The organism is Dietzia cinnamea NBRC 102147, from assembly GCF_001571065.1.
Taxonomy (GTDB): domain Bacteria; phylum Actinomycetota; class Actinomycetes; order Mycobacteriales; family Mycobacteriaceae; genus Dietzia; species Dietzia cinnamea.
On record NZ_BCSW01000005.1, the window covers coordinates 121,046 to 134,161 of the forward strand.

A 13,116-nucleotide genomic window follows, 5' to 3' on the forward strand; every position below is an offset into this window, starting at 1 on the left:
TTCGGACGCATGTGACGCTCGTGAAATCGAGCAGTTGCTGCGTCCGATTCGCCGGAGAGACACCTACAGCACATGGAATCGGGGATCGGTGCAGCCGTCTAGCACTTTTGTTGGCACCACGGCGGTCGTCGGGGCGATCGCACTTCTGGGAACCGGAGTGGCCTCGGCCACGCAGGTCGAATGGCGGGACTGCGCCGAGATGCTCGGGATCGAGGCCGAGTACGTGCCCGCCGGTCTCGAGTGCGGGACCGTCGAGGTCCCGGTCGACTACAACGCCCCCGACGCCGCCAAGACCGAGGTCGCGCTCACGCGCATCAAGGCCTCCTCCGGTCAGGCGCGCTCCACGGTGTTCGGCAACCCCGGTGGCCCCGGCGTCTACGCGTTGAACTTCTGGAACCCGGCCCCCGACGGCAGCGGTCCCGAGGGGCTCTACGAGAACCACGACCTCGTGGCCGTCCAGCCGCGTGGCCTGTTCGGATCCAACCCGATGGTCTGCAACGTCGACTTCGTCGGTCCGAACGCCGTCAACGCGCTCCACGACGCCTGCTACGGCACGGACCCCGAGTACACGGCGTCCATGACGACCGAGAACGCCGCCCGCGACATGAACGCGGTCCGCGAGGCGCTCGAGCTCGCCGAGATCGACTACGTGGGCGTCTCGTACGGCACCGCGATCGGCACCGACTTCGCCACCCTGTTCCCCGAGCACACCGGGCGGATGGTGCTGGACTCCAACACACACCCCGACTGGCGCTGGTCGAAGCAGGCCGAGCAGGGCGCACTGGCCCAGGAGCGGCGGATCAACGACATCTTCGCCTGGATCGCCGAGCGTGACGACTACTACGGCCTCGGCGACACCCCGCTGAAGGTGTTCCACTCCTGGAAGTGGGTCACCGATCAGGAGGTGGGCGGCCCCGCCAACCTCACCCCGCCGCCCGCCGAGGCGCGCGACCTGCCCGTCGAACTGCGCGGCACCCCGGTCGAGCGCCCCGCACTGGACGTCATCAACGGCACCGCCCCCGCCCGCGCCCGCGTCGAGGGCTTCGCCCGCGCCGCCGCCCTGCAGGGGCTGACCAACAACGCCACCACCGGGCTCTACGACGCCACGGTCGGCGCCACCTACTCCGAGCAGGCGTGGCCGATGCTCGCCCACATCCTCAAGTACTACAACGACGGCGGGAACATCGCCCGGGTCGACTACGAGACCGTGGGCCTGATGCTCGCCGCGCAGGAGAACCGCTCGCCCGTCTACCGCACGGACGTCGAGATGAACTCGATCATCACGTGCAACGAGACCGCGGCGCCGGCCGACCAGCTGGGCGTCATGTCCGCCAAGGTCGACAAGTTCACCGGCGGCAACCGACTCACCACCCGCGCCGCCGTCGAGGCCGCCGGGGACGACTGCGTGGGCTGGGCGCCCGTCGCGCGGACCATCAGCCCGAACGGGGACGCGCTCGACGAGAAGCCGCTCGTGCTGCACTCCGAGGACGACGCCGTCACGCCCATCGCCGGCGCGCACCGCGTGGTCGAGGCGCTCGGTGGTGCCCTGGTCACCGTCGGCGGCGGCGACCACGGAACCTTCCGCACCGGCAACGAGGCCGTCGACAAGCTGGTGATGGACTTCCTCCGCACCGGCGTCGCGGCCCCGGGCCACGTCGACGGCAAGCCGTCGCCCGAGCCGCTGCCCCGCTGGGGCGAGGCCGAGCGCATCGCCGCCGCCCAGCAGGGCATGTCCGCGCCCGTCGCGGGCGCTGACGACTGGTACGGGACCCACCGCGACGCCGGCGTCGGCGCGGGCGTCACCGACGCCGCGGGGCTCGGTTCCGTCGGCGCCCCGGCGACCGGCTCCGTCGGCACCCCCGTGGACGCGCCGGCCCCCGCGACCGGGTCCCTCGGCGCCCCTGCCGCGCCTGCCGCCGCACCCGCTGCGGTGTCGGCCCCCGCGCCGCTGCCCAGCCCGCAGCAGCTGCAGCAGCAGGCGGAGAAGGCGGTGCAGGACTTCGCCGGGCAGGTCGACGCTGCCGCCAGGTCGCTGTTCGCTCCCTTCGCGCCGCCCACCCCGCCCGCGCAGCCGCAGGTCTGACACCGCGAGGGGGTACTCGTGGCGGGACTTTGAGACACTGGGGGAGTGACGTCTGCGAGTGATGCCTTCCCGACCCCGTCCGGCATGTCCGGGACCGCCCGATCGGCCGAGCTCTTCGCCGAGGCCCGCGAGCTGATCCCCGGGGGAGTGAACTCCCCGGTGCGCGCCTTCAACTCCGTCGGCGGAACCCCGCGCTTCATCCGTGAAGCGCGGGGTTCTCGCATGACGGACGTCGACGGCAACACCTACATCGACCTCGTCTGCTCGTGGGGCCCCATGATCCACGGGCACGCCCACCCCGAGATCGTCGACGCCGTCCGCGACGCCGCGACCCGCGGCCTCAGCTTCGGCACCCCCACCGAGGGCGAGGTCGACCTGGCGCGCGAGATCATCTCCCGCACCTCCGTCGAAGAGGTGCGACTCGTCAACTCCGGCACCGAGGCCACCATGAGCGCCGTGCGCCTGGCCCGCGGGTTCACCGGCCGCTCCAAGGTCATCAAGTTCTCCGGCTGCTACCACGGCCACGTCGACGCCCTCCTCGCCGACGCGGGTTCCGGCCTGGCCACCTTCGCCCTGCCGGACTCGCCCGGCGTGACCGGCGCGACCGCACACGACACGATCGTGCTGCCGTACAACGACATCGAGGCCGTGCGCGTGGCGTTCGCCAATCACGGGGACGAGATCGCCTGTGTGATCACCGAGGCCGCCGCCGGCAACATGGGCACCGTCCCGCCGCTGCCCGGGTTCAACGAGGAGCTGCGCGCCCTGTGCTCGGACAACGGCGCGCTCCTGGTGATGGACGAGGTCATGACCGGCTTCCGCGCCGGCGACCGCGGCTGGTGGGGCATCGACGGCGTCGCCGGCGACCTGACCACCTTCGGCAAGGTCATGTCCGGCGGACTGCCCGCCGCCTCGTTCGGCGGCCGCGCCGACGTCATGGCCGCCCTCGCGCCGGCCGGACCCGTCTACCAGGCGGGCACCCTGTCCGGAAACCCCGTCGCCGTGGCCGCGGGCCTCGCCTCTCTCCGTCTGGCAGACCACGCCTGCTACTACACCCTGCAGACCAACGCCGACCGGCTCGAGGCCCTCGTCGGCAACGCGCTGCACGGCGCCGGCGTCACCCACACCATCCAGCGGGCGGGCACGATGCTCAGCGTGTTCTTCACCGAGGAGCAGGTCACCGACTACGCCGGCGCCAAGGCCGCCGAGACCTTCCGGTACGCGCCCTTCTTCAACACCCTGCTGGACCGGGGCATCTACGCCCCGCCGAGCGCCTTCGAGACCTGGTTCGTCTCCACGGCCCTCACCGACGACGACTTCCAGCACATCGCCGACGCCCTGCCCGTCGCCGCCGAGGCGGCCGCCGCCGCGACCGCCCCCGGAGACGGCCGATGAGCCGCAGCGGCCGCGGGCTCCGGGGACGTCTCGCCGTCCCCGCCACCGGCCCCACCTCATTGCCGATCCCCCTGCGCGGAGACCATCCCGCCCCCGCCGCGGCGCCGCCGTCGTTGGGCGGGTCCGCGGCCGCCGCGGCCCCGGTGGAGGCGCCCGTCGAGACGCAGCCCGAGGGGTCTGCGACCTATGGCGCCGAGCCGGGGACGATCGCCGTTCCGGGAGAGCCGACCTCGTCGTCGTCGACCCCCCGTGACACGTCGGCCCGCGCCAACGAGACGCAGACGATCGTGCATCTCGTGCGCCACGGCGAGGTCCACAACCCTGAGGGCGTCCTCTACGGTCGACTGCCCGGGTACCGGCTGTCGGAGCTGGGACGCAGCCAGGCGGAGACCGTCGCCCGCGTCCTCGGGAATGGGCACGACATCGTGTCGATCGTCGCCTCCCCGCTGCAGCGCGCCCAGGAGACCGCCGCCCCGCTCGCCGAGACCCTCGGACTGCCGGTGGGGATCGACGCCGACATCATCGAGGCGGAGAACCGTTTCGAGGGGCGCAAGGTCGGCGGCCCCGGCGGTGCGCTCCGCGACCCGCAGTACTGGCCGATTCTCGTCAACCCGCTGCGGCCGTCGTGGGGCGAGCCGTACCTGCAGATCGCGCACCGCATGATCGGCGCCGTGTACTCGACCCTCGACACCGCCCGCGGGCACGAGGCCGTCCTGGTGAGCCACCAGCTGCCCGTGTACACCACGCGGCGCTTCCTCGAGGGTCGGCGCCTGTGGCACGACCCGCGCTCCCGGCAGTGCTCCCTGGCGTCGGTCACCTCGTTGGTGTTCGAGGGCACCACGCTGCGCGACATCGTCTATTCCGAACCGGCGGGCGCCTCCGACCCGTCGCAGACTGGAGCATGATCCATGCGTAAGACCAAGGCCGCGCTCGGCGCGTTGCTTCTGTCCGGCGCGCTCGCCGCCGGTTGCGCCACCGGCAACGACGCTGTGGTGGTGGGCCCGGAGACGTTCGAGTTCGTCAGTCCCGACGGCCAGATCGAGATCCACTACGACCCCCCGGCTGAGCGCAAGCCCGTCGCCACGATCGCCGGGCCCGACCTGCTCGACCCCGACCGCACGCTCACCGTGCAGGACGATTTCGCTGGACAGGTCGTGATCCTCAACCTGTGGGGCCAGTGGTGTGGTCCGTGCCGCGCCGAATCCGACGACCTGCAGCGCCTGCAGGAGGAGTACGAGCCCCGCGGCGCGACCGTGTTCGGCATCAATCTCCGCGACCCCAACCGGCAGAAGCCCGTCGACTTCGTCCGCGACAACGGCATCACGTACCCGTCGATCTGGGACCCGAGCAACGCGGCCGTCGCCGCCCTACGTGGCTTCCCGACGTCAGTCGTGCCGGCGACGATCATCCTGGACAAGCAGCATCGGGTGGCCGCCGTGTACCTGGCCGAGATCACCGACGACGAGCTGAGTGAGACCGTCGACAGGATCCTGGCCGAGGAGGTCGAGCAGACGTGACCCCCGAAGTGATCCTGCTCGCCCAGAGCGTCGGGGAGACCTTCCAGCAGACTGTGGCCAGCGGCCCGATCCTGCTGGCGTTGGGCGCGTGCGTGCTGGCCGGACTGGTGTCGTTCGCCTCGCCCTGCGTGATCCCGCTGGTGCCCGGCTACATGGCGTACCTGGCCAGCGTGGTGGGCGCCGAGCGCCCGCCGGTCACCGCGGCCGCCGCTGAACGGCAGCGCGCCGCCACCGCCACACTGACCGTGGAGGAACGGCGAACCCGCCGCGCTTCCCGTACCCGCGTAGTCGGCGCATCCTTGCTGTTCGTGGGTGGGTTCACCGTGGTGTTCGTGCTGCTCAGTGCCATGGTGCTGGGGACCGTGCAGTACCTGGCCCCGCAGCAGGAGTTGCTGCAGCGGCTCGGCGGCGTGGTGACCATTCTCATGGGTCTGGTCTTCATCGGCTTGGTGCCCACCCTGCAGCGGGACACCCGCATGCAGCCGAAGGCGCTCTCGACGTGGCTCGGCGCGCCGATGCTCGGCGCCGTCTTCGCCCTCGGCTGGACCCCGTGCCTGGGTCCCACGCTCGCCGCGGCGCTGTCGGTTGCCGCCGGTACGGGCGTCGACGCGGCCCGGGGCGTCCTGCTGATCGTGGCTTACTGCCTGGGTCTCGGCTTGCCGTTCATCGTGGTGGCGTTCGGCTCCACGTGGGCGATGCGCACGGTCGGGTGGCTGCAGAAGCACACCCGGGCCATCCAGGTGTTCGGCGGCGTCATGCTCATCATCGTGGGTCTGCTGCTGCTCTCGGGCGGATGGGCGCTGTTCATCGACTGGCTGCGCGACTTCGCCATCTCGGACACCACTCTGCCCATCTGACCCACTTGAGCTGGCCGCCGTCGCGCCTCGGTCGCGTGTGGTCATGCTGCGGCCTTGGAGTTGGCCGTGTGTTGGGCGATGGTGTGGTCGAGGTCGTGGAGGAGGGCGAAGGGTAGGACTGGCGCGTGTAGTGGTGTCAGTGGTGGCGGGCCTGGTTTGGGTGGTGGTGGGTTGGTCGCGCGTGGGGTTGTGGTGGGTGGGATCCATCTGACGCCTTGGGGTGCGGTGCGGTCGGGGATGGTGGTCCAGCCGGTGTCGTGGATCATGGAGTGGCAGTCGGCGCTGGTCAGGGCGAGTTCGTCGATGTTGGTCTGCCCGCCGGCGGCCCAGGGTTTGCCGGCGTGGTGGGCTTGGCAGTGTCTGGCGTCCTGGTCGCAGTCGGGGTGGGTGCAGCCGCCGTAGGCGGCGAACAGTGCCAGGCGTTGGTAGCGGGAGGCGGTGCGGCGACTGCGGTAGAGCTTGAGGTCGATTTCCTGGTCGCAGAGGGCGAGGAACCAGTGGTTGCCGGCTGCCATGGCGATGGCCTGGTCGACGGGCACGCGGATCCCGGAGTCGGTCTGGCCGCATCCGGCCAGGGTGGCCAGTTGGTCGAGGTCGATGCGTACGACGATCGCCGCTGCGGCGCCGGTCTTGCGCGCGTCGGTGTTCAGTGCGAGGGTCAGGGCGTGGACGAGGGCGTCGTGCATGCGCTGACCGTCGCTGCGCTCATCGGGGGTCTGCTCGTCGGGCCATAGGCGTCCGGGTTGGGCCCAGCGGGCGTGGACTTCGCGCATCAGGGCCGCCAGTTGGGGGTCCATGGTCATCGACGCCCTGGCCATGAGGTCCAGGCCTTGTCCGGAGCAGGTGACCGAGCGGCGCCTGGCCCGTTCGGCGGCGCCGCGTTCGGTGCGGCCGGGGTCGATCTGGTCCAGCAGGCGGTGGGCGTTCTCTTGTAGGCGGCGGGTCGTGGCCCGTTCGGCGGCCAGGGCGATCAGTTCGGTTTCGAGGCGGTTGCGCTCGTCGTCGTCGACCTCGTCCGGTAGCGCGGCCAGGGTGGTGTTGATGATCTTCAGGTGTCCGGCCGAGATTCGTCCGGCCGCGGTGGCGGCCATGCGGGCGGTGTCGGCGATCGAGGAGTCCTCGAGGCGGCCGCGTGCCTCGCCGGGTGCCAGGCCGAGCCCGCCGGTGAGCATCTGCCGTTCGTTGATGTAGCCCATCTGTCTGGCGGCGCCGGTTCTCCGCGCCTCGGCCATGACGCGGGCTTGGGTGGCGCGCAGGCGACGTTGGGCCTGCTCGAGCGCGACGAGTTCGGCGTGCACCTGCGCCGCGCCCGCCTCGGACCAGTCGCGGCCAAGGTGCGCATCGAGCGCGGACAGCACGGCCGCCAGCTCACCACTCGCCGTGGAGGCGCTGCCCGCACCACTCATCCTGTCGCTCATGCGTTCGATTAGATCATCCGAGTACGACACGAACCCGTCACCGCAGGTCACGCCGACCGGCGCGACGTGGCCGCGCGTCGGATGACCCACCCGCAGGCCCCGCCCAGCTGCAAAGATCACTGGCTGTGACCGCGCATCGATTCAAACATGGCCCGGAAAACTCGCCGCAATGCCTCCAGTTCGAGATCTCAGGGCGACGGTGGAACCGTTCGGCCGGGCGGGGCGTCGTACAGGTTGTGGGAAGAAGTAGAGCTGTGTGCGGCGCGCTCGTTGCGGCCCTCGTGGTGCTGTCCGGGTGCGCGTCGGCGGACGGGGGAGAAGAGGCGCCGACGACGACGAGTTCCGCCGCTGCCGAGGAGTCCGGCAATCCGTGGGATCTGCCGGTCGAGCGGAGGCCCGCCCTCTTCGACCCGTGTGCCGAGATCCCAGTTGAAGCCATCGAGAAGGGGGTCGGGAAAGCTGTCGAACCGATGGACAGCCTTATGCGCCACGAGCCGGGGATTCTGATGTCGTGCGGTTGGCGAAGCTCAGAGGTGCAGTTCACCGCGCTGTCAACCTGGAAGTCACGCGCCGAATATCTCGCAGATCGATCCTTTGTCGTGCGGGATCGAGAGTATTCGAAGTCGGGAAGGTCGAGCCTCCGACTAGTGGAGAAGGGCGACAATTCTGGAGGAACGTGCCTTCAGGTGTTCTTCACACGCGTCGGGACGGTCTGGGTGAAGCTTGATTCAACCAGTGGCCTAGGTGAATTCAAGGGTGAGCAGTTGGTAAAGGCATGCGACGCGTTAGATGACGCGATCGAACCTGTTATGCCATACATACCCGAGGGAGATTTCAGGTGACTGTCAACCTTGTTCCGGAGGCTGCGAACTCCTGCGTGCGAGCGAGCGATGAGTTCGCCGATACCGTCAGGGAGATTGCTAATACAACATTAGTGAATAGCCAACGGGGGCACGTGGGGTCATTCCCCACCGCAAGGCAGATTGGCGCGGTGTATTCGCTCTTCGTGGACGACGACCTCCGGATGCTATTGAACGGCTTCGTCGATCAAGCTCGCGCAATGTCTCTCCTCTTCGCCGCAGCTGGCGGGTTGATCGAGGCGCAGGATGAGGCGTTGGCGGGGGCGCTATCGAAGGCGGCCGAGGAGCCGGCGGGGCTGCAGAGCCTGGGTGTGATTCGTGCCGGGGAGAATGAGGGGTTCATTCTCGAGGATGCGTGCGTGATGGGTGGCTACGGGCGGGTGGGTCCGGAGGACGTGTCGGATTCGCCGTTGGAGCGGATCGCCCAGTGTGCGCAAGCACTGCAGCCCGAGCAGTTCAGCGAGATCCAGCAGCGGGCGGGAGCGGTCTCCGAAGCGCTTCACTCCGCGGCCACGCAACTTCAGGCCGACCTGAGCACTGTGCTCGGGCACGGGTGGCAGGGCGAGTTCGCGGTGAGTGCCCAGGACTCGGTGAGGGGCCTTGTCGGCTCGGCGGTTGCGCTGTCTGGCGAGTTGGAGAAGGTCGCCGAGAAAGCCGGGCGCGCACACCAGGGGTTCGTCACCACGCGCACGAACGTGGCCGAGCAGGCGGCCCAGGCACAGCTCGCGCAGCTATCCGGGCGCGAACTCGGACCGGCCGGACTGTCGGCGGCCGCCGCGTCACGAGCCCAGCAGGCCGCGGCGGAAGAGCAGGCGCGGGCGATCGTCAACACTGAGTACAGCCCCGCGGTGATGGACGCCAACCTCGACGATCTGGACTTCACCGCCGCCTACCGGGTGGTCTCCACGACCGCACTGGGCGGGCCCGAGGGCATCGACATGGCGCGGGTCTGGAACACCGAGGGCATCGCGCGTCCGGCGCGGCCGGCCGCGCCGAACCCGGCCACGCTCGCCGCGCTCACCACGGGCGCCGGGGAGGCCGGCGGCCCGGCGGGCGGGGCCGGAGGTGGCGGGACGACGACGAACTCGCCGGGCGCGGGCCGCGATGCCGCCACCGAGCAGGCACTTCTGGCCTCGCGGACGGGCGCAGCCGACGGCGGTGGGACGGCCACCGCCGGTGCAGGGCAGGCGGGCGCCGGGCAGTCGGTGGCCGGACAGGCGGGCGCGGGGCACGGGGCTGCGGGTGGTGGCGTGAACGCGGCCACCGCCCCGGCCGGGGCGCCGATGACGCCGATGACCGGGGTGAACGGCCAGCGCGGCGCGGCAGGCGCCGGTGCGGGCGGCATCCGGGGGATCCGGGGCGGGGCGAACGGGGACGGTCGGGGTCGTGATCGCGGTTTCGGCTCGACCAGTGGCCTGCTCGGCGGTGGCGGCGCCGCCGCGACCGGGGTGGGCGTGGGCGCATCGCGAGTGGGTGGTGCCGGGACACTGGCCGGGTTCGGTGCCGGCGGCGCGGCCAGCCCGGGCGGGGGCGGGCCGGCCGCGGGCGCTCCCGGGGCAGGTCCCGCGCCCGGAGGGACGGCAAGCTCGGGTGCGGGGGCGCTCTCGTCGTCGTCGACCGGTACGGCCCAGGCCGGGCGCGCCGGGGCGATGCCGATCGGCGGGATGATGGGCGCGGCCAACGCCGGCCAGAACAGTGACCGGCGCGGTCACACGCCGGCGAGCTACCTGACCAACGCCACCAACACCACCGCCATCATCGGCGACCCGGTCAAAGTCGCCCCGGCGGTGCTCGGCCGCCCGCGCGCCGAGGAACCCGCGCCCACGGACGACGCCGCCGCCCCATACCGCGGACGCACCCTCGGCCGCGACTACACCGGCGGAGGCGCGACACGAGACTAGACCGGAACCGCCCTCAGCAGCGCGCCGCGTCGCGGGGAGCAATGAGCCACCGATCCACACAACAGAGACACGGTCCGGACACACAGCCCGCCCAGACTCGACGCCGTACGACCGCCCACCGCAGCACGCCTGGAGGCACCCCACCCGTGTCCTACGCCCACCCACCGGCACCCGCACGATGATCGACGCCCGGTCTCCCGCGGCGGGGCACCGAGAGACCCCCGCCACACCGGCCCTGACCTCCCCGGAGGCGGCAGCACACCCGGCCCCACCCTGCCAGGTTCCGCTCAGGATCACCGGGCTAGCCTGGGTGCGACCGGCGCCGAGTCGCCTCGGCGCGCCGCGACCCGCAGATGGACCCCATGCCAGAGCCCAGAACTGCCGTTGCCCGCTCACCGTTGGGCACCGTCACCAGCTACCTCCGCAACGCCTGGCGCACTCTCACCGCCATGCGCACGGCGCTCATCCTGCTCTTCCTGTTGGCCGTCGCGGCCGTCCCGGGCGCACTGCTGCCGCAGCGCAGCCTCAACGAGGGCAACGTCAACGAGTACATCGCCGAAAACGGCTGGCTCGGCGAGCTCTACGACCGCCTGCAACTGTTCGACGTGTTCTCCAGCTGGTGGTTCACGGCGATCTACGTCCTGCTGTTCATCTCGCTGATCGGATGCCTCACGCCGCGCTCGATCGACCTGGTCAAGCAGCTGCGCACCCCGCCGCCGCTCACCCCGCGCAACCTGTCGCGCCTGCCGCACCACGCCGCCTACCGCACCACGGCCACCCCCGAGCAGGCCGCCGAGCAGATCCGCCGCGAACTCAAAGGCCGGGTCCGCCGCAACGACGGCGACGGCCGCGTCCCCGGCACCATCGAGCTGTCCTCCGAGCGCGGATACTCCCGCGAGGTCGGCAACATCGTCTTCCACTTCGGCCTGCTGGCGCTGCTCATCATGTTCGCGGCGGGCAAGTTCGTCTACGCGGAGGGCATGCGCGTCATCGTCGCCAACGCCGAGTCGCCGGCGTTCTGCAACACCACGCCCAGCGCGTACGACTCGTTCCGCGCGGGCCTGCTCGTCGACGGCACGGACCTCGAGCAGTTCTGCATCAAGGTCGAGGATTTCCGCGCCGACTACCTGCCCAACGGCCAGGCCGAGATGTTCACCTCCAACGTGCGCTACAGCGAAGAGGTCACCACCACGGACCCCGACACGTGGGAGCCGTACGAGATGCGGGTCAACCACCCCTTGCGCATCGGATCGACCCGCGTCTACCTGCAGGGCCACGGTTACGCGCCGACGTTCACGGTGACGTTCCCGAACGGCGAGACACGCACGGACACGCAGCACTGGCAGCCGACCGAGCTGCAGACCTTCTTGTCGTCGGGCATCATGCGCTTCGACCCGCCCGCGGGCATGTACCCGGACCTGGCCGAGCGGCGCACGCAACAGATCGCGATCCAGGGCCTCTTCGCCCCGACCGCCCAGTTCGACGGCACGCTGCTCAGCTCCCGGTTCCCCAGGATGGACGACCCGGCGGTGGCGATCGACGTCCACCGCGGCGACGCCGGCCTCGACACGGGCCGCCCGCAGTCGATCTTCTCCCTGGACTCCGACCTCATCGAGTCGGGTGTCCTCAACCGCGAGGCACGCGTCAACCTGAGGCCGGGCGAGTCCACCACGCTCGCCGACGGCACCGAGGTCCGCTTCGACGGCGCGGAGGAGTTCATCAACATCCAGGTCTCCTCCGACCCCACGCAGATCTGGGTGGGGGTGTCCGCCGCGGTCATGATGGGCGGGCTGGTGTTGAGCCTGATGGTGCGGCGCCGGCGGATCTGGGCGCGGGTGAGTGTCGACGACGACGAGGTCACCCGCGTCGAACTGGGAGGCCTCGCCAAGACGGACCGGTCCGGCTGGGGGAGCGAATTCGACGAGCTCCGCGATCGGCTGGTCGCGGCGTCGGCCGTCACACCCGTCTTGCCGGGTGGGGCTGATAAGGACCACACTTCATCTAGTCGCGGCACCGCCGGCGACGACGTGCGGAAGGACGACACCCGGTGATCACTTGGACCCTCGCGCAGGGACTGCCCGTTGACGAGACCCTGTCGACGTACTCGGACCTCGCCTTCCGGACGGCGTTCGGGATCTACGCCCTCGCGCTCGTCGCGTCGCTGATCTACTACGCGGGCTTCCGCGTCCCCAAGGTCTCGCACCAGCAGCTGGTCGGGGCCAGGCAGGGCGCAGCCGCCGGCGGGTCGGGAACAGTCGGTGGCTCGGACGTGGGCCTGACGGAGTCGCGGTCGCTCACCGACACCGGTGACGAGAACCGGGTGTCCGAGGGCAACGTGCGGTGGGCGCGCATCGCGCAGCTGTTCGTGGTGGTGGCGTTCCTGTTCCACGCCGGGTCGATGATCACGCGCGGGCTGGCCACGGACCGGTTCCCGTTCGGCAACATGTACGAGTTCATCCTCGGCACCACCCTGCTCGCCGTGGGCGCCGGGCTGGTGTTCCTGCGTAAGCCGGCACTGCAGACCGCGTGGCCGTTCATGCTGGTGCCGGTGCTGGTGCTGCTGTTCTTCGGCGGGACGCACCTGTACTCGGAGGCCGCGCCCGTGGTGCCGGCGCTGCGGTCGTACTGGCTGCCGATCCACGTCACGATCATCTCGCTGGGCTCGGGAATCCTGCTCGTCCCGGGCGTCGTGTCGATCATGTACCTCATCCGCGTGTGGCAGCCGCAGGGCGAGGAGCGGGGTTGGGGTGCGCGCCTGGCGCGCCCGCTGCCCGCCGCCGAGACCCTCGACCGGGTGGCGTACCGCGTCACGGTGATCGGCTTCCCGATCTTCGGCGTGGGCATCCTGCTCGGCGCCGTGTGGGCGGAGAGCGCGTGGGGCCGCTTCTGGGGCTGGGACCCCAAGGAGACGGTGTCCTTCATCTCCTGGGTGCTCTACGCCGGCTACCTCCACGCCCGGGCGACGTCGGGCTGGGGCCCCAAGAAGGCGGCGTGGATCAACATCGCCGGCTTCGCGGTGCTGGTGTTCAACCTGTTCTTCATCAACATCGTGGTCTCGGGCCTGCACTCCTACGCCGGGCTGAAC

Annotated in this window: 10 protein-coding genes; 9 read left to right on the forward strand and 1 reads right to left on the reverse strand. The window is 70.7% G+C overall.

All coding sequences use genetic code 11. The annotated features are described in order from the left end of the window. Nucleotides 1-88: 88 nt before the first annotated feature. From DCI01S_RS03695 to DCI01S_RS03715, 5 genes are all read left to right on the forward strand, one after another. Complete coding sequence (locus DCI01S_RS03695) at nt 89-2,083, forward strand: alpha/beta fold hydrolase (protein ID WP_244881635.1); 1,995 nt, start codon at nt 89-91, stop codon at nt 2,081-2,083. 84 nt (nt 2,084-2,167) lie between these two features. Then, nucleotides 2,168-3,478, forward strand: coding sequence for a glutamate-1-semialdehyde 2,1-aminomutase (gene hemL, locus DCI01S_RS03700; RefSeq protein ID WP_061227996.1), 1,311 nt, complete (start codon nt 2,168-2,170; stop codon nt 3,476-3,478). After that, a complete protein-coding gene (locus tag DCI01S_RS03705; RefSeq protein WP_156482537.1) occupies nt 3,475-4,383 on the forward strand; it encodes a histidine phosphatase family protein in 909 nt (302 codons plus the stop codon). The genes hemL and DCI01S_RS03705 overlap by 4 nt, the downstream gene beginning before the upstream one ends. Nucleotides 4,384-4,386: 3 nt before the next feature. Continuing rightward, the gene (locus DCI01S_RS03710; protein ID WP_061227997.1) at nt 4,387-4,995 is read left to right on the forward strand and encodes a TlpA family protein disulfide reductase; all 609 of its coding nucleotides are present in this window, start codon (nt 4,387-4,389) and stop codon (nt 4,993-4,995) included. Continuing rightward, nucleotides 4,992-5,852, forward strand: a complete 861-nt coding sequence (locus DCI01S_RS03715) for a cytochrome c biogenesis CcdA family protein (RefSeq protein WP_061227998.1) — start codon at nt 4,992-4,994, stop codon at nt 5,850-5,852. Before DCI01S_RS03710 ends, DCI01S_RS03715 begins: the two co-directional genes overlap by 4 nt. A 41-nt stretch (nt 5,853-5,893) precedes the next feature. Here DCI01S_RS03715 and DCI01S_RS03720 read toward each other — a convergent pair whose 3' ends face one another. Continuing rightward, nucleotides 5,894-7,270 carry an HNH endonuclease signature motif containing protein gene (locus DCI01S_RS03720; protein ID WP_082767628.1) on the reverse strand — a complete coding sequence of 459 codons (1,377 nt, stop codon included), beginning with the start codon at nt 7,268-7,270 and terminating at the stop codon, nt 5,894-5,896. A 254-nt stretch (nt 7,271-7,524) separates the two neighbouring features. On the opposite strand from DCI01S_RS03720, the gene DCI01S_RS16675 reads away from it, so the two are divergent. The 4 genes from DCI01S_RS16675 to ccsB all read left to right on the forward strand — a co-directional run. Beyond that, nucleotides 7,525-8,112: a DUF3558 family protein gene (locus tag DCI01S_RS16675; RefSeq protein WP_167349533.1), complete on the forward strand. Its 588-nt coding sequence runs from the start codon at nt 7,525-7,527 to the stop codon at nt 8,110-8,112. A 218-nt stretch (nt 8,113-8,330) separates the two neighbouring features. Next, the gene (locus DCI01S_RS03725; protein ID WP_061914877.1) at nt 8,331-10,031 is read left to right on the forward strand and encodes a hypothetical protein; all 1,701 of its coding nucleotides are present in this window, start codon (nt 8,331-8,333) and stop codon (nt 10,029-10,031) included. 362 nt (nt 10,032-10,393) lie between these two features. Next, nucleotides 10,394-12,082, forward strand: coding sequence for a cytochrome c biogenesis protein ResB (gene resB / locus DCI01S_RS03730; protein WP_061228019.1), 1,689 nt, complete (start codon nt 10,394-10,396; stop codon nt 12,080-12,082). After that, nucleotides 12,079-13,116, forward strand: a 1,038-nt coding sequence (ccsB, locus tag DCI01S_RS03735; protein ID WP_061228001.1) for a c-type cytochrome biogenesis protein CcsB, incomplete at its 3' end; no start/stop codon positions are given. The genes resB and ccsB, both read left to right, overlap by 4 nt.

Bases quoted from the DNA above. Each gene is read 5' to 3' on its own strand.
- resB (WP_061228019.1), top strand. From the start codon at position 10,394: ATGCCAGAGCCCAGAACTGCCGTTGCCCGCTCACCGTTGGGCACCGTC.
- DCI01S_RS03725 (WP_061914877.1), top strand. From the start codon at position 8,331: ATGTCTCTCCTCTTCGCCGCAGCTGGCGGGTTGATCGAGGCGCAGGAT.
- DCI01S_RS03705 (WP_156482537.1), top strand. From the start codon at position 3,475: ATGAGCCGCAGCGGCCGCGGGCTCCGGGGACGTCTCGCCGTCCCCGCC.
- hemL (WP_061227996.1), top strand. From the start codon at position 2,168: ATGTCCGGGACCGCCCGATCGGCCGAGCTCTTCGCCGAGGCCCGCGAG.
- DCI01S_RS03720 (WP_082767628.1), bottom strand. From the start codon at position 7,270: ATGAGCGACAGGATGAGTGGTGCGGGCAGCGCCTCCACGGCGAGTGGT.
- DCI01S_RS03710 (WP_061227997.1), top strand. From the start codon at position 4,387: ATGCGTAAGACCAAGGCCGCGCTCGGCGCGTTGCTTCTGTCCGGCGCG.